Source organism: Rhodoferax sp. GW821-FHT07G04 (assembly GCF_059418585.1).
In genome coordinates this window covers 1313851-1338002 of record NZ_JBWKQD010000002.1, presented here as the reverse complement: position 1 = coordinate 1338002, position 24152 = coordinate 1313851, and the positions used below count along the sequence as shown (strand labels likewise).

Annotated in this window: 21 protein-coding genes; 13 read left to right on the top strand and 8 right to left on the bottom strand. The window is 60.9% G+C overall.

All coding sequences use genetic code 11. From position 1 onward, the window contains the following. From AC07OO_RS15400 to AC07OO_RS15385, 4 genes are all read left to right on the top strand, one after another. Nucleotides 1-927 (top strand): ABC transporter permease subunit, encoded by a 927-nt coding sequence (locus AC07OO_RS15400; protein ID WP_495082960.1) that lies wholly within the window; start codon nucleotides 1-3, stop codon nucleotides 925-927. Nucleotides 928-934: 7 nt separating this feature from the next. Next, complete coding sequence (locus AC07OO_RS15395; protein ID WP_495082959.1) at nucleotides 935-1951, top strand: oligopeptide/dipeptide ABC transporter ATP-binding protein; 1017 nt, start codon at nucleotides 935-937, stop codon at nucleotides 1949-1951. Further along, nucleotides 1948-2952 (top strand): oligopeptide/dipeptide ABC transporter ATP-binding protein, encoded by a 1005-nt coding sequence (locus AC07OO_RS15390; RefSeq protein ID WP_495082958.1) that lies wholly within the window; start codon nucleotides 1948-1950, stop codon nucleotides 2950-2952. Before AC07OO_RS15395 ends, AC07OO_RS15390 begins: the two co-directional genes overlap by 4 nt. Nucleotides 2953-3775: 823 nt before the next feature. Next, nucleotides 3776-6553 carry a TonB-dependent receptor plug domain-containing protein gene (locus tag AC07OO_RS15385; RefSeq protein ID WP_495083364.1) on the top strand — a complete coding sequence of 926 codons (2778 nt, stop codon included), beginning with the start codon at nucleotides 3776-3778 and terminating at the stop codon, nucleotides 6551-6553. Between the two features lie 353 nt (nucleotides 6554-6906). On the opposite strand, the gene AC07OO_RS15380 is transcribed toward AC07OO_RS15385, so the two are convergent. The 3 genes from AC07OO_RS15380 to AC07OO_RS15370 all read right to left on the bottom strand — a co-directional run bounded on the left by AC07OO_RS15380 (nucleotide 6907) and on the right by AC07OO_RS15370 (nucleotide 10501). Continuing rightward, entirely contained in the window at nucleotides 6907-8226 is a 1320-nt protein-coding gene (locus tag AC07OO_RS15380) for a HAMP domain-containing sensor histidine kinase (RefSeq protein ID WP_495082957.1), read from the bottom strand. Between the two features lie 33 nt (nucleotides 8227-8259). Beyond that, a complete protein-coding gene (locus AC07OO_RS15375) occupies nucleotides 8260-8976 on the bottom strand; it encodes a response regulator (protein ID WP_495082956.1) in 717 nt (238 codons plus the stop codon). A 190-nt stretch (nucleotides 8977-9166) separates the two neighbouring features. Further along, entirely contained in the window at nucleotides 9167-10501 is a 1335-nt protein-coding gene (locus AC07OO_RS15370; RefSeq protein WP_495082955.1) for an AmpG family muropeptide MFS transporter, read from the bottom strand. 135 nt (nucleotides 10502-10636) lie between these two features. Here AC07OO_RS15370 and AC07OO_RS15365 point away from each other — a divergent pair, with 135 nt between their 5' ends. After that, entirely contained in the window at nucleotides 10637-11473 is an 837-nt protein-coding gene (locus AC07OO_RS15365; RefSeq protein WP_495082954.1) for a M48 family metallopeptidase, read from the top strand. 91 nt (nucleotides 11474-11564) lie between these two features. On the opposite strand, the gene AC07OO_RS15360 is transcribed toward AC07OO_RS15365, so the two are convergent. Continuing rightward, nucleotides 11565-12356 (bottom strand): exodeoxyribonuclease III, encoded by a 792-nt coding sequence (locus tag AC07OO_RS15360; RefSeq protein WP_495082953.1) that lies wholly within the window; start codon nucleotides 12354-12356, stop codon nucleotides 11565-11567. Between the two features lie 10 nt (nucleotides 12357-12366). On the opposite strand from AC07OO_RS15360, the gene pyrE reads away from it, so the two are divergent. Continuing rightward, nucleotides 12367-13044 (top strand): orotate phosphoribosyltransferase, encoded by a 678-nt coding sequence (pyrE, locus tag AC07OO_RS15355; protein ID WP_495082952.1) that lies wholly within the window; start codon nucleotides 12367-12369, stop codon nucleotides 13042-13044. 2 nt (nucleotides 13045-13046) lie between these two features. Next, nucleotides 13047-13709, top strand: coding sequence for a DUF4124 domain-containing protein (locus AC07OO_RS15350; RefSeq protein ID WP_495082951.1), 663 nt, complete (start codon nucleotides 13047-13049; stop codon nucleotides 13707-13709). A gap of 57 nt (nucleotides 13710-13766) precedes the next feature. Here the strand turns inward: AC07OO_RS15350 and gatB are convergent, their stop codons facing one another. Genes gatB through gatC form a run of 3 tightly spaced genes read right to left on the bottom strand, consistent with a single transcriptional unit; the run spans nucleotide 13767 to nucleotide 17129 of the window. Then, nucleotides 13767-15275 carry an Asp-tRNA(Asn)/Glu-tRNA(Gln) amidotransferase subunit GatB gene (gatB, locus tag AC07OO_RS15345; protein WP_495082950.1) on the bottom strand — a complete coding sequence of 503 codons (1509 nt, stop codon included), beginning with the start codon at nucleotides 15273-15275 and terminating at the stop codon, nucleotides 13767-13769. Between the two features lie 2 nt (nucleotides 15276-15277). Continuing rightward, the gene (gatA, locus tag AC07OO_RS15340; protein ID WP_495082949.1) at nucleotides 15278-16813 is read right to left on the bottom strand and encodes an Asp-tRNA(Asn)/Glu-tRNA(Gln) amidotransferase subunit GatA; all 1536 of its coding nucleotides are present in this window, start codon (nucleotides 16811-16813) and stop codon (nucleotides 15278-15280) included. A gap of 16 nt (nucleotides 16814-16829) precedes the next feature. Beyond that, nucleotides 16830-17129: an Asp-tRNA(Asn)/Glu-tRNA(Gln) amidotransferase subunit GatC gene (gene gatC, locus AC07OO_RS15335; protein ID WP_495082948.1), complete on the bottom strand. Its 300-nt coding sequence runs from the start codon at nucleotides 17127-17129 to the stop codon at nucleotides 16830-16832. A gap of 204 nt (nucleotides 17130-17333) precedes the next feature. Here gatC and AC07OO_RS15330 point away from each other — a divergent pair, with 204 nt between their 5' ends. From AC07OO_RS15330 to AC07OO_RS15305, 6 genes are all read left to right on the top strand, one after another. After that, nucleotides 17334-18377, top strand: a complete 1044-nt coding sequence (locus AC07OO_RS15330) for a rod shape-determining protein (protein WP_209393263.1) — start codon at nucleotides 17334-17336, stop codon at nucleotides 18375-18377. A 15-nt stretch (nucleotides 18378-18392) separates the two neighbouring features. Then, complete coding sequence (gene mreC / locus AC07OO_RS15325; RefSeq protein ID WP_495082947.1) at nucleotides 18393-19316, top strand: rod shape-determining protein MreC; 924 nt, start codon at nucleotides 18393-18395, stop codon at nucleotides 19314-19316. Nucleotides 19317-19362: 46 nt separating this feature from the next. Then, nucleotides 19363-19893, top strand: coding sequence for a rod shape-determining protein MreD (gene mreD / locus AC07OO_RS15320; RefSeq protein WP_495082946.1), 531 nt, complete (start codon nucleotides 19363-19365; stop codon nucleotides 19891-19893). 30 nt (nucleotides 19894-19923) lie between these two features. Then, the gene (gene mrdA / locus AC07OO_RS15315; protein ID WP_495082945.1) at nucleotides 19924-21993 is read left to right on the top strand and encodes a penicillin-binding protein 2; all 2070 of its coding nucleotides are present in this window, start codon (nucleotides 19924-19926) and stop codon (nucleotides 21991-21993) included. A 208-nt stretch (nucleotides 21994-22201) separates the two neighbouring features. Then, nucleotides 22202-22639: a hypothetical protein gene (locus tag AC07OO_RS15310; RefSeq protein ID WP_495082944.1), complete on the top strand. Its 438-nt coding sequence runs from the start codon at nucleotides 22202-22204 to the stop codon at nucleotides 22637-22639. Between the two features lie 30 nt (nucleotides 22640-22669). Further along, nucleotides 22670-23386 (top strand): YkgJ family cysteine cluster protein, encoded by a 717-nt coding sequence (locus AC07OO_RS15305; RefSeq protein ID WP_495082943.1) that lies wholly within the window; start codon nucleotides 22670-22672, stop codon nucleotides 23384-23386. Here the strand turns inward: AC07OO_RS15305 and AC07OO_RS15300 are convergent. Then, nucleotides 23378-24136, bottom strand: coding sequence for a sulfite exporter TauE/SafE family protein (locus AC07OO_RS15300; RefSeq protein ID WP_495082942.1), 759 nt, complete (start codon nucleotides 24134-24136; stop codon nucleotides 23378-23380). The genes AC07OO_RS15305 and AC07OO_RS15300 overlap by 9 nt on opposite strands. Between the last annotated feature and the right edge of the window lie 16 nt (nucleotides 24137-24152).

Below are 24152 nucleotides of genomic sequence, written 5' to 3'. Positions count from 1 at the left end.
ATGCTGACTCCCCAAGAATCTTCTGGCCTGGTGGCCAAAGTGGCCGAGGCCGCTGCGCAGCCGGGAGCCGCGCTTAGCGGTGGCCGCAGCCTCTGGTCCGACGCACGCCGCCGTTTTCTCCGCAACAAGGCGGCCCTCATCAGCCTGGGCATGCTGACCCTGATTTGCCTGGCCTGCATCATCGGTCCCGGCCTGCTACCCCATGCTTTCGACAGCACCGACTGGGAGGCCATGAGTTTCCCTCCGAGCATGGTCAACTCCCATTTCTGGGGAACGGACGACGCGGGGCGCGATCTGCTGGTGCGTTGCCTGATCGGTGGGCGCATTTCGCTGACCGTGGGCTTGATGGCCACTTTTTCGTCTGTGACGTTGGGTATCGTGTGGGGTGCGACGGCGGGTTTTGTCGGCGGCAAGGTCGACGCCTTCATGATGCGCGTTGTCGACATGATGTATGCCATCCCCTACCTGCTGATCGCCATTCTGCTGGTGACCATCTTGGGGCGCGAGTTCTACTTGGTGGTGCTGACGATCACCGTGTTTTCGTGGATGGACATGGCGCGTGTGGTGCGCGGACAAACTCTGTCTCTGCGCTCCAAAGAATATGTAGAGGCCGCGCGCTCCATTGGCGTGACCACGCCGCGCATCATCTTCCGCCACATCGTGCCCAATCTCTTGGGCGTGGTGGTGATCTACACCACCGTGACGGTGCCTGGCGTCATCTTGACTGAGTCGGTGCTGTCCTTCCTGGGGCTGGGCATTCAAGAGCCTATGACCAGCTGGGGCGTGTTGATCCAGGATGGCGCCAAGACCATGGAGGCAACGCCGTGGATTCTGCTGTTCCCCGCGGGTTTGCTGTCCATCACCCTGTATTGCTTCAACTTCATTGGCGACGGTTTGCGTGACGCGCTGGACCCTAAGGAACGGTGACCAGAACATGCATTTATTGGACGTCAAACAACTGGGGGTGCAGTTTCAAACCCCCGACGGCGTGGTCAGCGCCGTCAATGGCATCAACTTCACGCTGAACCGCGGCGAGACCCTGGGCATTGTGGGCGAGAGTGGCTCGGGCAAGAGCCAATCCATGCTGGCGATGATGGGCCTGCTGGCCATCAATGGCCGTGCGACGGGGCAGGTGCTGTACCAGGGCCAGGATCTGATCAGCATGCCAACGGCAGACCTGAATCGTGTGCGCGGCAACCGTGTCGCGATGATCTTCCAGGACCCGATGACATCACTCAACCCCTATCTGACGGTTGAACGGCAGATGACCGAAGTGCTGGAGTTCCACAAGGGCATGAGCCGCAAGGACGCGCGCGTCAAAGCCATCCAGGCACTCGACGCGGTCAAGATGCCGGAGGCCGCAAGGCGCATCGGCATGTATCCGCATGAGTTCTCGGGTGGCATGCGCCAGCGGGTGATGATTGCGATGTCGTTGTTGTGCGAACCCGATGTCTTGATCGCTGACGAACCCACAACCGCGTTGGACGTGACCGTGCAAGCGCAGATCCTGATTTTGATGCGCGAGCTGCAACGCGATTTCGGCACCGCCATCATCATGATCACCCACGACCTGGGCGTTGTTGCCGGCTTGTGCGACAAGGTCATGGTCTTGTACGGTGGCCAGGTCATGGAGCAAGCCAATGCCGAGGCTATTTTTTACAAACCCTCGCATCCCTACACCGGCGGTTTGCTGGCAGCTGTGCCGCACCTGGAGGGCGGAGACGCGCCGATGCTGGCCATTCCCGGGTCGCCGCCCAATATGGCGAAATTACCTGCGGGTTGTCCTTTCACCGAGCGTTGCGTGATGGCGCTGCCCCAGTGCGGTACCGTGCGTCCCGTGCTGACCCAGGCTTCACACGATGCTCAGGTGCTGCGAGCCTGCCATCTCCCCGTGGAAGATGTATCGCAGAATTTGCAGCGCTTGAAAGCGGAACAAGGAGTCCCAGCATGAGCGCCGCCGCTACTCCCAACACGGGCAAGGCCTTGTTGTCCGTCAAGAATTTGCGCGTCCATTTTCCGATTCGGGGTGACAGTCCCTGGCCCTGGGCGCCCAGCCGTGTTCTCAAGGCGGTGGACGGCGTGTCGTTTGAGTTGCATGCCGGTGAGACGCTGGGCATCGTGGGTGAGTCGGGCTGTGGCAAATCCACATTGGCCCGCGCCTTGCTCAACCTGGTGCCTATCACCGATGGCAGCGTCATGTGGCATGGCGATGAAATGCGAGGCGCCAGCCAGGCGGCATGGCAGGCCAAGCGCAAAGCCGTGCAGATGATTTTCCAGGATCCGCTGGCGTCGCTGGACCCCCGTATGACGGTGGCCCAGATCATCGGTGAGCCGTTGCGCACACACCGCCCTGAATTGAGCACCGAGCAGCACAATGAAATGGTCTTGGCCATGATGCTGCGGGTTGGCTTGACTGCTCAGCAGATCAACCGCTACCCCCATGAATTTTCAGGTGGGCAGTGCCAGCGAATCGGCATTGCCCGCGCATTGATCTTGAAGCCCCAGGTTGTGATTTGCGACGAGCCGGTGTCTGCATTGGATGTGTCCATCCAGGCCCAGATCATCAACCTGCTCAAGGAATTGCAGGCGGAGATGGGCTTGGCGCTGATCTTCATTGCGCACGACTTGGCGGTCGTGAAACACATCAGCCAGCGGGTCATGGTGATGTACCTGGGTCGCGCGATGGAGGTGGCGGGCAAACACGCGCTGTACGACACGCCGCACCATCCCTATACGCAAGCCCTGTTGGCTGCCATTCCCATACCGGACCCGCGGATAGAGCGCGGCAAGACATTGCAGCTGTTGCAAGGGGACTTGCCATCGCCGATCAACCAACCATCGGGCTGTGTGTTTCGTACACGCTGTCCCAAGGCGATCGCGCAATGCGCGCAAGCTATTCCACCTTTGCGTTCGGTCGCACCACAGGCCCACAGCGCCTGCATCTTGGACTGAGTCTTGCTCTGAACGGTGCAAAACGGCCCTGTGGTTGGGCCGTTGTTGGTGCACGCCAGACTTGATTTCGCATCCGCGCCGGTTTAAGCACGGTGCAGCAGATGCGATGCACCTTTTTTGCAGGCCAATTGGCGCCAACTTTTACAGAGTTTTCACTCTAAATCGGGGTGCTTTAACGAAGCTGTAATCGGGCTGAAACAGTATTTATTTATATCCGTTGTGCCGATGTAACAGTATGGTTACTTTTACTGAAGACCCTTATTTACAAAACGCTGACAGGCTTTTTAACATGGCGCACGGAAGTTATTTTGCTTGCGGGTTCGATTCTTGCTGAATTGTTTCCGTCAGTGCAGCTAACTGATGAAACTGTAAGTGGGTCTGCACCATTTCGGGGAGGGAGCTTTACCGAGTTGCCAATACCGGGGTATGCGGGCCGTCAAACCATTGACAGGGAGGAATGAGACTCCCGAAACTTTTTGGAGATGCCTTTATGGGTCGAAATACAACATTCAAGCGAACTGTGTTCGCACATGCAGTACTGCTGGCAATTGCAGCAACTGTGTCTACCGGAGCAATGGCACAGTCCAATGCCACAGGTAACATTTTTGGCCAGGCCAAAGCAGGTGAAACAGTCCTGATCGAAAGCGAAACTGGCGTTAAGCGTACGGTCGCCCCTGATTCCAATGGTCGTTTCCAAGCCCTGTCGTTGCCCACCGGTAACTACAAAGTCACCTTGCAAAAAGGTGGAGCTGTCGTCAGCTCGAAGAATGTCGAAGTTTTGATCGGTCAAGGTAGCGAAGTTTCCTTTGCAACCTTGGACGCAGTGGTTGTGACCGGTCAGGCCAAGAAGCTTGACGTGACAACTGCCAACGCCGGCAACGTGTTCACAGCCAAGGAACTGGCTGCATTGCCCATGGCTCCTGCCGTGTCCAATATTGTCCAAATGGCACCCGCTACGACACGTGGCGACTACCGTTACGGCAACAACGCTGCCAGCTTCGGCGGCGCTGGTCCTTCGGAAAATGCCGCGTTTATCAACGGCTACCCTGTTACCAATGGCTTGTACCAAGTCGGCTACTCCTCCCTGCCCTTCGGTTCGATCTCCCAAGCGCAGATCATTACTGGCGGTTACGGTGCTGAATTCGGCCGTTCCACTGGTGGCGTGATCAACATCACAACCAAGAGCGGTTCCAACCAGTGGGAAGCCGGTGTCGGCGCCACATGGGCTCCTAACTCCCTGCGCGCCAAGGCCAAGAACATTGTTTACCCCGTGACTGGCTCCGCCAACACGGTGGGTACCGATGGCCTGGTCCAGAACTACAAAGAAGGCGATGTTCGCGACGAATACGGCATCAACGGTTTCGTTGGTGGTCCGCTGGTCGAAGACAAGTTGTTCATGTACTTCGCGGCTGAAAAGACCAATGTCGAGCGTCAAACGGCTCGTCTGGCACGCACCGCGACCACCAACGGCACCGTTGGCTGGTTGGAGCAGTACTCGACTGTTCCCCGTTCGTTGTTGAAGTTGGACTGGAACATCACACCTGACCACCACCTCGAATACACCCGCATCGACGACAAGTCGGAAGTGGAAGACCGTTACTACAGCTTCAACTACACCACACTGCAACGCGGTAGCGTGCAAAACGGTGGCGCCAAGTTTGTCAACTACGCCAGCGGTATTTTGGGACTGGGTGCAACCGGCGCGGCTCTGCAAGCTGCCCAGGGCGCTTCCATTGATATCTTGAAGTACACCGGCTATTTCACCGACAACTTCACCGGCCAGATCGTTATCGGTCAGAGCTACACACCGTACAAGCAAGATCCGTTCGGATACCAGCCTACCGTGGCGCCCATTACGGCTCCTCTGGATTCCCGTGCTGACGGCATCAACTACATCCCCAGCAACCCACAAGGTTTTGCCGCTGCCGTGTTGCGTCCTGACGCACAAAGCACCAACAAGGCCCTGCGTGTTGACTTGGAATACAAGGCAACTGATTCCCACACCCTGCGCGGTGGTGTTGACTCGGTCAACATCCGCGGCGTGAACGGCACCACCAGCGCTGGTGGCAACACCTGGAACTACGTGCGTGCTGCTGACTTGGGCGTGTCCGTGCCCAACGGCTACACCATGTCCCCACAACAAGGTGGCGGTCTGGGTGCTACCTGTACCGTTGCGGGTCAGCCTGGCGTTGGTGGTTGCTACGTGACCAAGAACGTTCAAACCGTGGGTGCTATCCCCACCGTAGAACAGTCCGCTATGTACATCGAAGACCGTTACCAAATGACCAAGGATGTCTTGTTGACATTCGGTCTGCGTAACGAAGCCTACGCCAACAAGAACACCGCTGGTGAAACCTTCGTTGAGCAGAAGCAACAAATCGCTCCACGTTTTGCTGCTACCTGGGACGTGTTGGGTGATGCTTCCTTCAAGGTGTTCGGTACCGCTGGTCGCTACAACCTGCCATTGCCAGCCAACTTGGCCGTGCGTTTTGCCGGTCCATCGGTTAACACCGACACAGCCTACACCTACACCGGTGTGGACCCTGTGACTGGCGCACCTCTGGGTCTGCGTCAAATCAGCCCCGCACTGTCTGCCAACAACGAATTGGGTCAAGAAAAAGACGTTCGTGACTTGGCTGCAGTGGACATCAAGTCGCACTCGCAAGACGAGTTCAGCGTCGGCTTTGAAAAGGCTTTGGGCAGCGACTACAACATGGGCGCCCGCCTGACATACCGCAAGCTGAAGAGCACGATCGACGACTACTCCGATAGCCGTGCCATCGTCAAGAAGCTGAAGCAAATGGGCGTGGCTGACACCAGCTACTTCGAAGGCGTGTGGGCCGGTGCTCTGTTCAACCCCGGCATGCAAAACACCTTCAATGTGGCTATCAGCCCCACACAGCGTACGAACGTGACGTTGAGCGCTGCAGAACTCGGTTTCCCCGATGACCTGCAACGCGACTACACCGCGATCGACCTGATGTTCGAACACCCATTGAAGAATGGCTGGTACGGCAAGCTGATGTACACCTGGTCGCGCGACTACGGTAACCACGAAGGCCAAACCAAGTCCGACAACGGCCAAGCTGACGTGGGCTTCACTTCGACCTGGGACTTCCCAGAAAACAACCTGAACAGCGTGGGCCGTCTGCCCAATGACCGTACGCACCAGTTGAAGGCTTATGGCCTGTACGAACTGAACAGCGAATGGGCATTTGGCGCCAACATGTTGGCTGCCTCCGGCCGCCCAACCAGCAAGACTTGCAGCATCCCCAACGGCATGGACAAAGACGGTGTTGGCCTGATCCAGTACGGATCGACCTTCTACCTGTGCCCAGGTCAAGGCGGTCGTGCTGATGCTGGTGACCTGCCATGGGACATCCGCTTCGACTTGAACCTGCAATACAAGCCTGACGCCGTCAAGGGCTTGGTCTTCAAGCTGGACGTGTTGAACGTGTTCAATGCCCAAACCGCACAAGCTGTGGACGAAGGCCAAAACAACCGTTTGCTGTACACCACCAGCCCAACGGCCAACATGGTCCTGTCCTATACCGACCCACGCTCTGTGCGTCTGGGCGTGCAGTACAGCAAGAAGTTCTAATCGGGTGCCGTTCAGGCTGATAAGAGATTCCCTCCTATTGGCCTGATCGCATTCAAGAATTGCACTAACAGGAAGGGCCGCCCCGCAAGGGCGGCCTTTTTTATGCCTGGGGCTTTTTGCGGGCAAAAAAAAGCCACCCTGAGGTGGCTTTATAAAAGTCCCCCGAGAGGGACGTCGTTGGATTCTTTTAGAGCTGCCTTGTATTCAGGCTTTTGCTCCCTAGCTCTTGGGCTGTGACAGCATTGGGGTCAACTGTAGGGGGTATGCTGCACTTGCGGTATCCCCTATTTATGTGGTTTTGCGCCCAAACTCCACAAAATCAGCGTCCCGAAGATTGGGAAATCCCGTGCTTTTCAGATGCCGGAATCAGCTAGCGGCAATTGGATTTCAAAACAGGCGCCACCCGTGGGGCGGTTGCTGCAGCGGACCGTGCCACCGTGACGCAGCGTAATGGACTTGACCAAAGCCAGCCCCAAACCCACGCCACCGTCGCGCTCGGAGGCGCCGGGTAGGCGGTAAAAGGGCTCAAAGATCCGGGCCTGGAACGCTTCGGGCACGCCGGGACCGTTGTCGCAGACGCGGATGCATGCACATGCTCCCACTTGGCTCAGCGTCAGACTGGCTTCGTCATTGGCATAGCGCCGGGCATTCTCAAGCAAATTGCGCACCGCCCGGCGCAGTAGTTTGCTGACCCCGGGGACAACGAGCTGACCATTGGGCAGCTCCATCTCCAGCGTTGCATCCGTGCGGGCACACTCTTCTGCTGCCAGGCCCAGTAAATCCACAGGCTCAATACTGCCCAAATCCGCTTCTTTCGCGTCCAAACGGCTGGCCAGCAGGATTTCGTCGATCAGCTGGTCCAGCTCGGCAATATTGCGGGCGATTTCGTCTTTGGCCCGCCCGCCCGCGGCGTCTGCGGGGCTGACCATGAACTCCAGGCCCATGCGGATGCGTGTCAAGGGTGAGCGCAGCTCATGCGATGCGTTGGCCAACAGCGACTTTTGCGAGACCAAGAGAGCATCACGCGTGTTCACAAGGGCCTCGATCTGCTGTGCCGCGTGGTTGAAGCGGGTTGCCAAGAAACCCACTTCGTCGTCGCCAGCCACGGCCACCCGCACGCTGAGGTCTCCATCGCCCCACTTTTGCACGCCGTGCTGCAGCGCTTCCAGCCGGCGGGTCAGCCGCCGCACAATGGGGTAGGTTGCCAATGCCACGGCCACACCGACCAGGCCGAGGGTCCAGAAGAAGCCAAAGGGGGCGCGCCAGTTGGATTGCGGCGGACGCGGTAGATGGATATGTATGACCTGGCCATCCTGCATGCGCACGTCGAATTCCGGGCCGGCCCCGTAACGACCCCGCGGCTCGCGGGGCAGGTCGTCACCATTGGCGCCGCTGGCGTCAGGTGGAGCTCGGTCCCCGCCGCCGGCTTCCCCCTCCAAAGGCGGTGGCGGAGGCCGTTCACCAGGTGACTTGGGCATGACCCAGGCCGGAGCGCCTGCCGAGCGCCCCAGGCGCGCCCGGCCATGGCCAATGACTTCGCCGGACTGGTTGCGTGCCACGACTTCGCGCAACGGTGCGTCCGCAGCCATGCGCCAAGCCCAGCCCACCAGCAGCGTCAGCACAGCGACGGCAGCCACCACGGCCAGCCAGATGCGGATGTAGAGGCGGTTCATGGTGCAAGGCCGATGGTGTGCCGCAGCGCGGTATCAGTCTTGTTGGCGTGCGAACACATAGCCCACGCCGCGTACGGTCAGTATGCGCTTGGGGACCTTGGGATCGGCTTCGATGGCCGCGCGAATGCGACCCATATGCACGTCTATGGAGCGGTCAAAGGCATCCAGCTCCCGGCCGCGCACGGCTTCCATGATCTGGTCCCGTGTCAGCACGCGGCCAGCCCGTTCGGCCAAGGCCACTAGCAGGTCAAACTGGTAGGAGGTCAGGTCGCAAGCGGCGCCTGCGACCGATACGGTGCGTGCGTCGCGGTCGATCTCCAAACCGCCGAATCGCATCGTCAATTGCTCGGCGCTGGGGCTTTCCCCGCGGCGGCGCAGCACGGCCCGGATGCGGGCCAGCAGTTCGCGGGGCTCAAAGGGTTTGGGCAGGTAGTCATCGGCACCGATCTCCAGGCCGATGATGCGGTCCATGGCGTCGCCCTTGGCGGTCAGCATCAGCACGGGCACCTGGGCCAGCGCGGAGGGCAGAGAGCGTATGCGCCGGCAGACCTCCAGGCCATCGATATCGGGCAGCATCAGGTCCAGAATCACCAGATCGGTGCCCACGCCCTTGCTGGGGCTATTAAGCTGGGCCAAGCCGGTGGTCCCGTCGCCTGCGCAACTCACGGTAAAACCGGACTGCTCCAGGTATTGCGCCACCATGGCGGCCAGGCGGGCATCGTCTTCTATCATCAACAGGTGTTGGCTCATCCTCGGAGTCTATCCCCGGCGACCCAGCAGCGTATGCGTGCCACCTGAACCGTCTGTAAAGTTTGGTAAAAACGGCGGGCACCCAATCGTTGACCTTTGACAGGCGATTTGCTACTAATTTAATAGCGCATCAAGCAATATATCCGAGGGCTAGCGGCTCAATTTTCAAATACTACCATGGGCGGTGCAATCAATCTTTGAGTCGCTGCATGCGCCACAGCAGAAGCAACAACAACAACGGCGGAATGGCCGTCAGGCCGGTCGCCACAAAGGCGGTGGCGTAGGCGCCGAGCAAGCCATGGGTGGGTGTCAGTGTCTCTACCGCAATGCCCGAAAAGCCCTTCAAAAATTTGCCCAGCAAAGCGTAGGTGGAAGACAGCATCGCGTACTGGGTGGCGGTATAGCCCAGGCTCGTCAGACTGGACATATACGTGACCAGGGCCACGCCGGCAAAGGCCTGAGCGAAGGCATCCAGCGTCATCACCGAGGCAAAGAGCGCGGTGCTGGCGTGGAAACTGAGCAAGGCAAATGCTGCCGTGCCACAGCCCTGGAGTATCAGCCCCGCGATCAGTGTCGGCAAGAACCCGAGCCGCACGGCGCTGAGACCGGCTGCGGCAATGCCGAACAAAGTGGCGACCAGACCAAACGAGCCGCGCACCCAGGCAACCGTATCCTTGGACAGCCCCAGGTCATGGTAGAACGGGTTGTACATGGGGCCCATGACAAAGTCAGGCAGGCGGTACAGCGCCACCATCAGCAACATCACGAGCCCGGCGGTCTTGTGCTTGGTAAAAAAATCCACGAAAGGGCCGACGACCGCGTCGGCGATACCGCGCAAGGTCCACAGAGGGGGCTTTTGGTGCAGCACCACGTCGGCGCGTAGGGGTTCGGCGGCATAGAGGGTTGCGATCATGCACAACGCCATCAGCACCGCCATGCCCACGTACGACATGGACCACCCCACACGTGCCGCCGCGGCGATGATCAGAGCATCAGTGACCAGGAGGGCCATGCGGTAGCCGAGCTGGGCTGCCGAGGTCATCAAGCCCACCTCGTCCGCATCGGAAGCTGCCTCGATGCGCCAAGCGTCGATGGCAATGTCTTGCGTAGCCGATGCAAAGGCCGTCAACAACGCAAAGGCGCCAATGGCCACGAGTCCACCCGCTGTGCCCACGGCCGCCATGCCGAGCAGCCCGATGCTGACCAGGATCTGGCACAGCAACATCCAACCCCGCCGCCGACCCAGACGACCCAGCAGGGGCACGTCGACGCGGTCCACCAGCGGTGACCAGTAGACCTTGAAGGCGTATGCAAAGCCAACCCAGGAGATGAAGCCGATGGCGACCAGACTGGTGCCGTCATCCCGCAACCAATAGCCAAAGGTATTGGCGGTCAACAGAAAGGGCAGGCCCGACGCGAAGCCCAGCGCCAGCATGACCGCGACCTTGGGTTGCTTGAGTTCATGCAGCACCTCCAACGCTGAGCGCTTGCGTCGCGTGGTGACCGTGCTGCTACTTTCGGCCATGACCGCCCCCTTCAGCCCCAGAACACAGTGAAGCGGATCGCCCACAGTGCTTCGATGTGTTGTCAATCCATTGGGCCGTGTAAGCCAATGGCGGGGCAGTAGGCGTTGGTAGGGTCATGGAGGAATAATACCGTTATGAAAATTGCCTCTTCGCAGTACCTGGCCGTCTTGAGCGTCACGCTTGCACTTGCTTGCGGCATCTCCCCGGCCCACGCCCGTGAAGGGGTGGAAGTCGGCGGCAACTCCGCGCTCGCCAAGCTCGTGCCTGCCGAGCAGGTCGAGCGCTCGGCCGCGCAGCAATACAGCCAGCTATTGGCCCAGGCCGACAGCAAGCGGGCTCTGGCTCCCAAGGACCACCCCCAGCTCGCGCGCCTGCGCAACATCGGCCAAAAGCTCCTCCCCTTCGCATTGGACTGGAACCCGCGCGCCCGCAATTGGCAGTGGGAGGTCAATTTGATCAATTCCAGCCAGATCAACGCGTTTTGCATGCCCGGCGGCAAGATCGCCTTCTACACCGGCATTCTGGAGAAGCTGCAGCTGTCGGACGACGAGGTGGCCATGGTCATGGGCCATGAGGTGGCCCACGCCCTGCGCGAACACGCGCGTGAGCGCATGGCCAAGACCACGGCCACGCAGGGCCTGGCCAAGCTGGGCGGTGCCCTGATCGCCGGCTACTTCGGCATTGATTCGCGCCTGACGGACGCGGCCGCTGGGGGCGTCGCCAACCTGCTGACGCTGGAGTTCAGCCGCGAAGACGAATCCGAGGCCGACTTGGTGGGTATGGAGCTGGCGGCACGCGCGGGCTTTGACCCCCGCTCGGGCGTGACGCTGTGGCAAAAAATGGGTGCGGCCAACAAGAACGCGCCGCCCCAGTGGCTGTCCACCCACCCTTCGGGCACTACGCGGATTGCGGACATCCAGGCCAATCTGCCCAAAGTCATGCCCTTGTACGAGCGTGCGCGCAAGCCCTGACGGGCCTTTTGCGCCAAAGCCCATTGGTCAAAAACGCTGGTAGCCCTCGTCAATATTGGGTATGCCGCTAGCAAATTGCTAGCGATCGGGGTCACCCTGCGAAATCGTAGGTGATGGTGATGGGTGCGTGGTCCGAGAACTTTTCTGTTTTGTAGATGTCCACGGCGCGTGCCGCGGCCGCCATCGCCGGTGTGGCCAGGTGGTAGTCCAGACGCCACCCCACGTTGTTGGCATAGGCCTGGCCGCGGTTGCTCCACCACGTGTAGCAGGTGTCCGTGGTGTTGGGCTCCAGTTGCCGGTAGACGTCGATGATGCCGCCTTCGGTCGTCAGCTTGGTCACCCAGGCACGCTCTTCGGGCGTGAACCCGCTGTTCTTCTGGTTGCTGCGCCAGTTCTTCAGGTCTACTTCCTTGTGCGCGATGTTGATGTCACCACACAGGATGAAGTCGCGCTGGGCCTTGAGTGCCTGCAAGTGCGGGTACATCTTGTCCAAGAAGCGGAACTTGGCCTGTTGCCGGTCTTCGCCCGACGAGCCACTGGGGAAATAGGAACTGATGATGGAGTGCTTGCGCGAAGGGGTGTCAAAGCGCAGCTCCACATAGCGGCCCTCGCCATCGAACTCGCCACCGTCAAAGCCGACGATGACGTCGCTGGGCTCCAGCCGCGTGTAGGCGGCCACGCCCGAGTAGCCCTTCTTCTCCGCGTAGTGGAAGTAGCCCTTCAGGCCTGCCAGCGACTCGAATTTGTCGGCCACGTCGGCTGCCTGGGCCTTCACCTCTTGCACACAAATACAATCAGGCGCGGCCTGGTGCAGCCACGCCTCCAGCCCCTTGCTGGTGGCCGAGCGTATGCCATTGAGGTTGAGGCTGGTTAACTTAAACAAGGAATTTTTCATGGCAAATCACGACCCATTGGCCCAAGAGTTTGTGCAGTTTGCAGTGGAGTGCGGGGTGCTGCGCTTTGGCGAATTCAAGACCAAAGCCGGCCGCATGAGCCCCTACTTCTTCAACGCGGGCCTGTTTGACGACGGAGCCAAACTGGGGCGTTTGGCTGGATTCTATGCCCAGCGCCTGCTGGCCAGCGGTATGGAGTTCGACATGGTCTTCGGCCCTGCCTACAAGGGCATTCCCCTCGGGGCCGCACTGTCGGTCGAACTGGCCCGGTTGGGGCGCAACGTGCCCTTTGCCTACAACCGCAAGGAGGCCAAGGACCACGGCGAGGGTGGCACCTTGGTGGGTGCGCCACTCAAGGGCCGCGTGCTGATCGTCGATGACGTGATGTCGGCCGGCACCGCCACCCGTGAGTCTATCGCCATCATCCAGGCCGCCGGTGCCACACCGCATGCGGTACTGATTGCGCTGGACCGCCAAGAGAAAGCCACAGAAAACGGCCAGGACGTGCCCTATAGCGCCGTGCAGTTTGTACAACGCCAGTTGGGGCTACAGGTTTGTTCGATTGCGAAGCTGGGCGATTTGATGCAGTATCTGGAGGCTCACAGCGGCGCAGGTCTGGCCCAGGCGCACCAACAGGTGCAGGCCTACCGCGAGCGCTATGGGGTGAACGAAGGGTAAACATGACAATGGGCAAGTGGGTGCTGTTTGGGGTGGCTGTCGGTGTCGGTGCTGCCACAGGCACCAGTGCTTGGGCGCAGACCCCACCAGCGATTTCGGGGGTCTACACCTGTGTGGATTCCAAAGGCCGCAAACTGACGGCGGACCGCCCCATCCCAGAATGCACCGACCGTGAGCAAAAGGTCCTGAACCCCAGCGGCACGGTTCGAGAAAAAATCGGCCCCACACTGACCGCCAAGGAGCGTGCAGACCTGGAGGCGAAGGAGAAACGTGAGATCGAAGAGCGCAGCCGCACGGCGGACGAAAAACGGCGCGACCGTGCCCTGCTCACGCGCTATCCCACCAAGGCCATACATGACCAGGAGCGGGCCGAGGCGTTGACCCAGATCGGCGTCGTCATCCAGGCGGCCAAGAACCGGCTGGACGAGGTCACCAAGCAGCGCGTGTCGATTGACGACGAGATGGAGTTCTACAAAAAAGACCCCGCCAAGGCGCCCGCCTACTTGCGCCGTCAATTGGACGAGAACATCCAGAGCCAGGCCGTGCAGCGCCGTTTCATCGGTGAGCAGGAGGGGGAGATCAAGCGTGTGAATGCGCGCTTTGATGATGAGCTGGTGCGCTTGCGCCAGCTGTGGGCTTTGAACGCGGCTCCCACTAAGAACTGAGCGTCACGGCCGGCTGTCCGGAGTTGCGGACGCTACTGCCACGCGCCCGCAACAGACCTAGCCCAGCTTGCTGCGCAACAACTCGTTGACCTGTTGCGGGTTGGCCTTGCCCTTGCTGGCCTTCATGATCTGACCGACCAGGGCGTTGAGTGCCTTCTCGTTGCCGGCCTTGAACTCGGCCACGTTCTTGGCGTTGGCGGCGATGACTTCGTCGACGATGGCTTCCAGGGCGCCGGTGTCGTTCATCTGCTTCAAGCCCTTGGCTTCGATGATGGCGTCCACGTCGGAGCCTTCGCCGGACCACAGCGCTTCGAAGACTTGTTTGGCGGCGTTGTTGGAAATGACTTGTTCGTGGATGCGTTTGACAACGGTTCCCAGTTGGAGAGCCGACACCGGGACGTCATCAAAGGCTTTCTCGTCTGCATTGAGTTTGCGCGACACTTCCCCCATGATCCAGTTGCTGGCAAGCTTGGGTTGTTTGCATACCTGGACGGTGTCTTGGAAGTAGACAGCGATTGCATGGCTCTGGGTTAACTGTGTCGCGTCGTATTCCGGCAAGCCATAGTTGTTCACAAAACGCTCTGCCATCACTCGCGGCAATTCAGGCATAAGCCCTCGTATTTCCTCAATCCATTGCTTTGAAATGTATAGCGGTGGCAAATCCGGATCGGGGAAGTAACGGTAGTCTGCAGCGTCTTCCTTGGTGCGCATGGCGCGCGTCTCGCCGGTGTCCGGGTTGAACAGCACGGTGGCCTGTTCGATGGCAATGCCGTCTTCGATCTGCTCAATCTGCCAGCGCACTTCGTAGTCAATGGCCTGCTGCATGAACTTGAAGCTGTTCAGGTTCTTGATCTCACGCCGTGTGCCCAGCGGCTGGCCGGGCTTGCGCACCGACACATTGGCGTCGCAGCGGAATGAGCCCTCTTGCATATTGCCGTCGCAAATGCCGATCCAGGTCACGATCTTGTGCAGTTCCTTGGCATAGGCCACGGCCTCCACACTGGAGCGCATATCGGGCTCGGTGACGATCTCCAGCAGCGGCGTGCCGGCGCGGTTCAGGTCGATGCCGGTCTGGCCAATGAAGTCTTCGTGCAGCGACTTGCCGGCGTCTTCTTCCAGGTGCGCGCGCACCAGGCGCACCGTCTTTTTCTCGGCCACGCCCTTAACCTCTGGCATGAAGAATTCGACTGCACCGCCTTGCACCACCGGGATCTCGAACTGGCTGATCTGGTAGCCCTTGGGCAGGTCGGGGTAGAAGTAATTCTTGCGCGCAAAAATGCTCTTGGGCGCGATGTGCGAGCCAATGGCCAGGCCGAACTCGATGGCGCGCTGTACGGCGCCCTTGTTCATGACCGGCAGCGTGCCGGGCAGGGCCAGATCCACGGCGCAGGCCTGGGTGTTGGGCTCGGCGCCAAAGGCAGTAGCGGCGCGGCTGAAGATCTTGCTGGTGGTCGACAGCTGGGCGTGGGTCTCGAAGCCGATGATGACTTCGTACCCCTGCACCAGAGGGCCGGTGGGGCGGCCCTGTTGTTGTGCTTCAAATGTGTTCACGGTCTCGCTGCTCATATTCAAAATCCTGCGGGGCGGGCAGTATGGAAGTCGGTGGCTTGCTGGAAGCGGTGCGCCGCATTCAGCAGGCGTGCTTCCTGGAAATAATTGCCCAGCAGTTGCATGCCCACCGGCATGCCGCCGGCGCCAAAGCCCACGGGGATGCTCATGCCGGGCAAACCCGCCAGCGAGCCGGGCAGTGTGAAGATGTCGGCCAAGTAGTTGGCCACCGGGTCGTCGGATTTTTCACCGATCTTCCAGGCCACAGTGGGCGCCACCGGGCCGGCGATGAGGTCGCAGTCCTTGAACGCATTCTGGAAATCGTCGGCAATCATGCTGCGGATCTTTTGCGCCTGCAGGTAGTAGGCGTCGTAGTAGCCGTGGGACAGCACGTAGGTACCGATCATGATGCGGCGTTTGACCTCATCGCCAAAACCTTCGGCGCGGGTGTGGCAATACATCTGATCAAGGGCTGGCCGTTTCTTATCGCTCGGGTCATACGGCTTTGCGCTGCGGTGACCAAACTTCACGCCATCAAAGCGGGAGAGATTGGAGCTGGCCTCGGCCGGTGCAATGATGTAGTACACAGGGATCGACAGTTGCGTGCGGGGCAGCGTGATGGGTACCAGCTTGGCGCCCAGCTTCTCGTATTCCTTCAGTGCAGCATCGACTGCGGAACGCACGTCGGCGGACAGGCCTTCGCCAAAAAACTCTTTCGGAATGCCAATGCGCAGGCCTTCAATGGAGTCGTTCAGTTTCAACGAATAGTCTTCGGCCGGCACGTCCAGCGAGGTTGAGTCACGGTCCAGGTCCGGGCCACACATGGTGGACAGCAGCAGTGCGCAGTCCTGTGCCGAGCGCGCCATCGGGCCGGCCTGGTCCAGGCTGGATGCAAACGCCACCATGCCGTAGCGCGAAGCGCGGCCATAGGTGGGCTTGATGCCGGTGATGCCACAAAAGGATGCAGGCTGGCGGATCGATCCACCGGTGTCAGTGCCGGTGGCCGCAGGGGCCAGGCGCGCGGCCACGGCGGTGGCGCTGCCGCCGGACGAGCCGCCCGGAATACGCGTCGTGTCCCAAGGGTTGCGCACCGGTTCGACCTTGGCATGGCCCACGGCGTGGATCGCCGAGTTCTCATTGCTGGAGCCCATCGCAAATTCATCGCAATTGAGCTTGCCCAGTGTGACTACGCCCTGCGCTGCTAGCTTGCTAACCACGGTCGCGTCAAACGGCGAGCGGTAGGTCTTGAGCATGCGCGAACCGGCAGTGGTCACGAAATCCTTGGTCACAAAGATGTCCTTGTGCGCCATGGGCAAGCCCTCCAGCGCGCCGGCCGTGCCATTGGCAAGGCGTACGTCGGCGGCGCGGGCCTGGGCCAGTGTGGTGTCGGCATCCACGGCTACAAAGGCGCCCAGGTCGGTATGGGCGGCGCTGCGGTCCAGGAAATGCTGGGCCAGCTCCACGGCCGACACCTTTTTGTCGCGCAGGGCCTGGGTCAGGGCGTGCACGCTCAGGTCGTGCAGCGCGCTCGAAGCGGGGGATTGGGATTGCGTCATCGTCTGCTCAGAAAAATTATTCGATCACCTTGGGCACCAGGAAGAGCCCGTTCTCGACCGCAGGGGCGCTCTGCTGGTTGGCCTCGCGCTGGTTGGGTTCGCTGGCGATGTCTTCACGTAAACGCAGTGCAAAGTCGGTCAGCGCCACCACCGGGTGTGCCAAGGGCTCGATGCCACTGGTGTCCACAGCGCGCATCTGCTCCACGATGTCGAAAAAGCCATTCATCTGTGTGAGCATGCGCTCACTCTCGGTAGGGTCTAGTTGCAGGCGTGCCAGATTGGCAATGCGTGCGATGTCGGTGGATGTCAGTGACATGGTGCGTAGAGGGGTTGAAACCAAAGGTAATTCAGCGCCGACGGCCCAGTTTAGGGAGGGCTGTTCAAAGGCAATCGGTTATTATCCCGTCTTTGGCGTGGGTGCTGCAAAGTCACCTGAATTGACGCCAAACTTACGACTTTTTAACGATAAAACCGTGGTGATGGGGGGCCGAAGTGCCTCTTGTGCCCGAGAGGATATGTAATGTTTGGATCTTTCCGTCGGTACTTTTCCACCGACCTGGCCATTGACTTGGGCACGGCCAACACCCTGATTTTTGTACGTGGTCAGGGGATTGTTCTAGACGAACCTTCCGTTGTAGCCATCCGCCACGAAGGCGGTCCCCAAGGCAAGAAAACTATCCAAGCCGTCGGCAAGGAAGCCAAGGCCATGCTGGGCAAGGTCCCAGGCAATATCGAAGCCATCCGCCCCATGAAAGACGGCGTGATCGCCGACTTCACGGTCACCGAGCAGATGCTCAAGCAGTTCATCAAGATGGTGCATCCGCGCGGCATTTTCCGCCCCAGCCCTCGCATCATCATTTGCGTACCCTGCGGTTCGACCCAGGTCGAACGCCGCGCCATCCGCGAATCCGCATTGGGTGCCGGTGCCAGCGATGTGTACCTGATCGAAGAACCCATGGCCGCGGCCATCGGTGCCGGCCTGCCCGTGTCGGAAGCCAGCGGCTCCATGGTCGTGGACATTGGTGGCGGTACCACCGAAGTCGGCGTCATCTCGCTGGGCGGCATGGTCTACAAAGGCTCGGTCCGCGTCGGCGGCGACAAGTTCGACGAAGCCATCATCAACTACATCCGCCGCAACTACGGCATGCTGATTGGTGAGCCCACCGCTGAATCCATCAAGAAGCAGATCGGCTCGGCCTTCCCCGGCTCCGAAGTCAAGGAAATGGAAGTGCGCGGACGCAACCTGTCCGAAGGCGTGCCCCGCAGTTTCACGATCTCGTCCAACGAAATCCTGGAAGCCCTGACCGACCCACTGAACAACATCGTCTCCGCCGTCAAGAACGCGCTGGAACAAACCCCTCCCGAACTGGGCGCCGACATCGCCGACCGCGGCATGATGCTGACCGGTGGTGGCGCTCTGCTGCGTGACTTGGATCGCCTGCTGGCCGAAGAAACCGGCCTGCCGGTGCTGGTGGCCGAAGACCCACTGACCTGCGTGGTGCGCGGTTGCGGCATCGCGTTGGAGCAGATGGAGCGTCTGGGCTCCATTTTCACCAGCGAATAAACCGCGGGTGCAGCGATGCCGCTAGGTACGCTGGACAGAGATCCTCCCCCCTTCTTCCGACAGGGCCCATCAGCCCTGTCGAAACTGGCCGTGTTCAGTGCACTGGCCTTTTTCCTCATGGTCGCGGACGCGCGCTTCAAGGTCATGCAGCCCTTGCGCGTGGTGCTGGCCACCGTGCTGTACCCGGCCCAGTGGTTGGCCATGCGCCCCGTACTGCTGTACCAAGGCACCAGCCAGTATTTCTCATCGCTGACTGCGGCGCAAACGGCCCAGCAAGAGGTCATCAAGAAACACAACCTGCAGTCACAGCGGGCCAACCAGGTCGACCAACTGTCGCTGGAGAATACCCGGCTGCGCAAGCTGCTGGGCCTGCGCGAGCGCTTGCAGTCTCCCGCCATTGCCGCGCAGGTCATCTACGATGCAGCCGATCCCTACAGTCGCAAAGTGATCATCGACAAAGGCTTGGCCGACAAGGTGGGCCTGGGGTCACCAGTGCTGGACGAACTGGGTGTGCTGGGCCAGGTCACGCGTGTCTATCCGCTGGTCAGCGAAGTGACGCTGATCACCGACCGCGATCACGCCATCCCCGTGCTGAACACCCGTACCGGCGCGCGAGGCGTGGCCTTTGGTGAGGTGTCTTTGCACGTGGACGCGCTGGAGTTGCGCTTCATGGCGGCCAATGCCGACGTAGCGGAGGGCGACCTGCTGACCACAAGTGGTGTGGACGGTGTTTACCCGCCCGGCCTGCCTGTGGCACGCATTGAGAAGGTTGACCGCCGCGTGGACGCTGCATTTGCCCGTATTTACTGTGTGCCCTTGTCACTGGTGTCTGGCGCGGGTCACGTGGTGGTGTTGGAGCCGGTGACTGCGCAAATCCCATCCCGTCCGGTGCCCGAGGCGCCGCCCGCGCCCACCCGCCGTGGAGGTGGCAATAAATGACGCGCAACCTGCCTTTGCCTGCAACGGGCCATCAGGAGTCGCAGCCATGATCATGCGTCCCGGCCAGCAGTTGCTGTTGCCCGCCAATCCCTTCTTCATCTGGGGCAGCCTGATCGCCGCCATGCTGCTCAATATGCTGCAGAACATGGGTCTGTGGGGGCGCGCCAGTTGGACACCCGATGTGCTGGCTGTGGTGCTGGTGTTCTGGACCGTGCACCAACCGCTGCGCATCAGCATTGGGGGCGCCTTTGTATTTGGCCTGTTGATGGATGTGCACCAGGGCGGCCTGCTGGGCCAGCATGCTCTGGCCTATACCGTGTTGAGCTTCTTTGCCATCACCATCCACCGCCGCTTGCTGTGGTTCTCGGTGCCATCGCAGGCAGCCCAGGTGCTGCCGTTGTTTGTGGCGGCCCACGCGGTGGAATTGGCCCTGGGCATGCTGAGTGGCGGCAGTTTTCCAGGCTTGTCGGCCCTGCTGGCGCCGCTGGTGGAAGCGGTGCTGTGGCCCATCGCCAATGTCGTGCTGCTGGCCCCGCAACGGCGCGCGCCGGACCCGGATGCCAACCGACCTCTATAGCAGCTGGCTTTCCTAGCGGTATCAGCGTTCATGACCGAAATCCGTAACGTCGAAGCAGACTTGGCGCGCTTTCGCACCCGCGTGCTCGTCATCAGCCTGATGGTGCTGCTGTGCTTCATATTGCTGGCCGCGCGCCTGGTCTATCTGCAGGTGGTGCGCCATGACGATCTGCGGGCCCAGGCCGAGAGCAACCGCACGTCCATCGTGCCCATCGTTCCTAACCGCGGGCTCATCGTGGACCGCAATGGCATCGTGCTGGCCAGCAATTACTCGGCCTATACCTTGGAGATCACGCCGTCCAAGACGCTGATTGGTTGGGAGGCCACGGCAGATGAATTGGCCAAGGTGCTGGACATCACTCCCCGCGACCGCCGCCGCTTCAAGAAGCTGCTGGAAGAGTCCAAGAGCTTCGAGTCCCTGCCCATCCGCACCCGCTTGACCGACACCGAGGTTGCGCGCTTTGCGGCCCAACGCTTCCGCTTTCCGGGTGTGGAGATCAAGGCCCGGCTGTTTCGCAACTACCCCTATGGCGAACTGGCCAGCCACGTGATCGGCTACATCGGGCGCATCAACCAGGCGGAGAAAGCCAAGATTGAGGACGATGAAAACCAGGCCAACTACCGGGGTACCGAATACATCGGCAAGTTGGGTGTGGAGCAGAACTTCGAGACCTCGCTGCACGGCACCACCGGCGTGGAGCGGGTCGAGACCTCGGCGGGCGGGCGCGCCATGCGCAAACTTGCCAGCACGCCGTCTACGCCGGGCAACAGGGTGGAGTTATCCATCGACATCAAGCTGCAAAAGCTGGTGGAAGACATGTACGGCGACCGCCGTGGTGCCATGGTGGCGATTGACCCGCGGAACGGCGAGGTGCTGGCTTTTGTGTCCAAGCCAACCTTCGACCCCAACCTCTTTGTCGACGGTATCGATGCCGATAGCTGGGCCGCGTTGAACGAGGACGTGGACAAGCCCTTGTTGAACCGTGCGCTGCGTGGCACCTATCCACCTGGATCGACTTACAAGCCACTGATGGCCATGGCAGCGCTCAATAGCGGCAAGCGCGCGGCCAACGTCGTTATCCAGGACAACTTGACGTATAGCTTCGGCGGCCGCAACTTCGGCAGCCCCGAGACCGACCGCCCCGGCCCCAAGGACATGCGACTGGCCATCGTCAGCTCATCCAACGTCTACTTCTACAGCCTGGCCAACGAGATGGGTGTGGATGTGATCCACGACCAACTGGAGCCCTTTGGTCTGGGCCGCCTCACTGGCATCGACCTGCTGGGTGAGGTTACCGGTGACCTGCCATCGCAAGAGTGGAAGCGCAAGAAATTCCGAAAGCCCGAACAACAGAAGTGGTACGCCGGCGAGACCATTTCCTTGGGTATCGGCCAGGGCTACAACAACTTCACGATGCTGCAAATGGCCACGGCTTACTCGACCATTGCCTCCGGCGGCCTGCGCTTCAAGCCGCATTTGGTGCGCGAGATCCAGGATATCGTTCAGCACACGACCCAGCGCGTTGCCAGTGATGCGCTCGAACCACTGCCACTGAAGCCCGAGCATGTGGACGTGATCCGCAATGCCATGCATGGCGTGACGCTGGAGGGCACGTCGGCCAAGGTGTTTGCCGGGGCCGGGTACACCAGCGGCGGCAAGACCGGCACGGCCCAGGCTATTGGCCTGAGGGCTGGCGAGAAGTACAGCAGCGTCAAGAACGACGAGCACAAGCGCGACCACTCCCTCTACGTCGCCTTTGCACCCATCGACAAGCCGACCATCGCGCTGGCCTTGATTGTTGAGAATGCAGGTTGGGGTTCCGGCTCCGCCGCGCCTATTGCGCGCCGCGTGTTCGACTACTGGCTGCTGGGGCAGTACCCGAATGACGAAGACATGGCCGCCGTCCGCAAGGGGCAGGCCATGGCACCTATCGGCAAGCCGCTGGTGGCCTCTACGGTGCCCTGGCCCCGCACCGCCAGTGTCAGTGTCAGTGCAAATGCCAGTGTGCCTGCGGTACCCGCGTCCGCGGCAAGCGCGCCTGCGACCCTGGTCGCGCCTGCCGCGCCGGTCGTACCGGCGAGCGCCGCCAGCTCCCCCTAGTCGTAACGCCCCTGCTGTGGGCGAACGAAAAAATTCTGCGCAAGCTTGAACCAGGCCGCACGCTGCGCCAGACTCAAGAGGGCTGGGCTAGGTATTTGTTGTTGCCAACTGCGCCCGGCAGTACTATCGGGTCGGCCATTGTCCTCGCGACGTCGGCCGGGCTGGTCTGACCATTGTTCCTGAATTGGCACACAACGAGGAGATATCCATGACCCAGTTGAAGCAAGCCCAATCCCTGTCTGTTTTGAAAAACACGCTTGCCGTGTTGGGCGCCAGCATTGGCGTCGCGATGGCCCCAGTGGCCTTGGCTGCGGACCCACCCGGCGGGCACAACCCGCCTGCGGATCGCACTGGAAATAGCAACGCGGCCAAAGTGACAGGCGACGGTTCGGTCCGCGGCCTGGTGCCGGCGGTCAAGACTGCCCCGCAGGGCGCGGACCAGTACAAAGAAAAGTGCAACGTCAGCGCGCCTGCCGGTGCGGCCCAGCACAAGTGCGAGGGCGGCGATGGTGCGTTGATCGGCTTGCTACGGCCGGTTGGCCCCAACGGCGCCCAACAACTCAAGATTGAGGATGGCAAGTCGACCCCGCAAGGTGCACAGCAGCTGAAGCTGGACGGCGTTGCCAAGCCTAAGACCGGCCAGTAAATCCTTCGCACTGGCGGTAGAGCGTTAGCCATGGCAGACTCTGAAACCACTACGCTGCCATGGCCCAGCCACTGGCGAGCCGATGACACGCTGCAGCGGTCTTCACCTTACTCCTATGCGTGCGGCGCCTGTGGCCGTTGCTGTCGCGACAAACTGATCCAGGTCAACCCCTACGAAGTGGCGCTGCTGGCGCAGCGATTGGGCGTGTCCACCACGGAGTGCATAGCCCAGCATCTGGACGGTGTGTACCTGCGCCGCCAGCCGGACGGCCGGTGCAGCTTCTTCAACGAACAGGGTTGCAGCGTGCACCCTGCGCGTCCACTGGTTTGTCGTTTGTACCCGCTGGGCCGCACGGTGGATGCGGCGGGCACCGAGCGCTTTCGCCATCTCCTACCGCACCCACAAACCCAAGGCAGGTATGGCGAGCAAACCACCGTGCAGGACTGGATTGCGGCGCAGGGCGCACAAGCTTTGATCGATGCGGTGGACGCGTACCTGGCCTTGTTCTACCGGCTCTTCAAAGTGATGGAACAGGCCGAGGGCAGCGACCACGGCGTGCAGGACTGGCCACAGCGACCGCAGGCCATGACGCTGCCCGAACTGCTGGACATCGATGGCGTGTTGCGCAGCGAAGGTGTGGACGCAGCTGCCTTGACATTACCCCAGCGCATGGCCCGCCACATGGCGATTTTGGCGCAGCGGTTTGGCCTGCCGGACGGCGACGGTACCGAGCAGGGCCTAGCGTAAAAATGCGTCGTAGCTGGTCTTCAGAATCAGCGCCGACACCACGGTAATGAAGACCCCGCGCACAAAGCCCGTGCCGTGCTTGAGCGCCAGGTGGGTGCCAGCCACGCTGCCCAGCACATTGGCAACCGCCATCACTACGACGAAGTGCCACCACACATAGCCCTTGATCGCAAACAGCAGGATGGCTGCAAGGTTGGACGCCGTGTTGAGCAATTTGGCGCTGGCCGACGCGTTCAGGAAGTCATAGCCCAGCACCCGCACCATCAGAAACACAAAGAAGCTGCCAGTGCCCGGGCCAAAGAAGCCGTCGTAAAACCCGATCAAGGCGCCAATGCCGCTGGCCACCACCGCCTCGCGCTGGCCCGCAAAGCGCGGCACATGTTCACGGCCCAATTGCTTCTTGGCCAGCGTATAGGCCAGCACCATCACCAGGACCACGGGCAGGGCCTTGCGCAGGTACTGGGGCGACACCACGGTGACCAGCCAGGCACCGCCCAGAGACCCCGCAAAGCAAATGACGGCTGCCGGCGCCAGCGCATGCCAGCGCATCTGCACCCGCTTGCTGTACTGCACCGTGGCAATGGCCGTGCCCCAGACCGACGCGCCCTTGTTGGTGCCAAACAGCGTGGCGGGGTGGGTGTTGGGAAAGGTGGCAAACAGTGCCGGTACCAAGACCAGGCCACCACCACCGACGATCGAATCCACAAAACCGGCCAAGAGCGAGGCCAGCGAGACAATGAGCATTTCCATGCCCCGATTCTCGCAT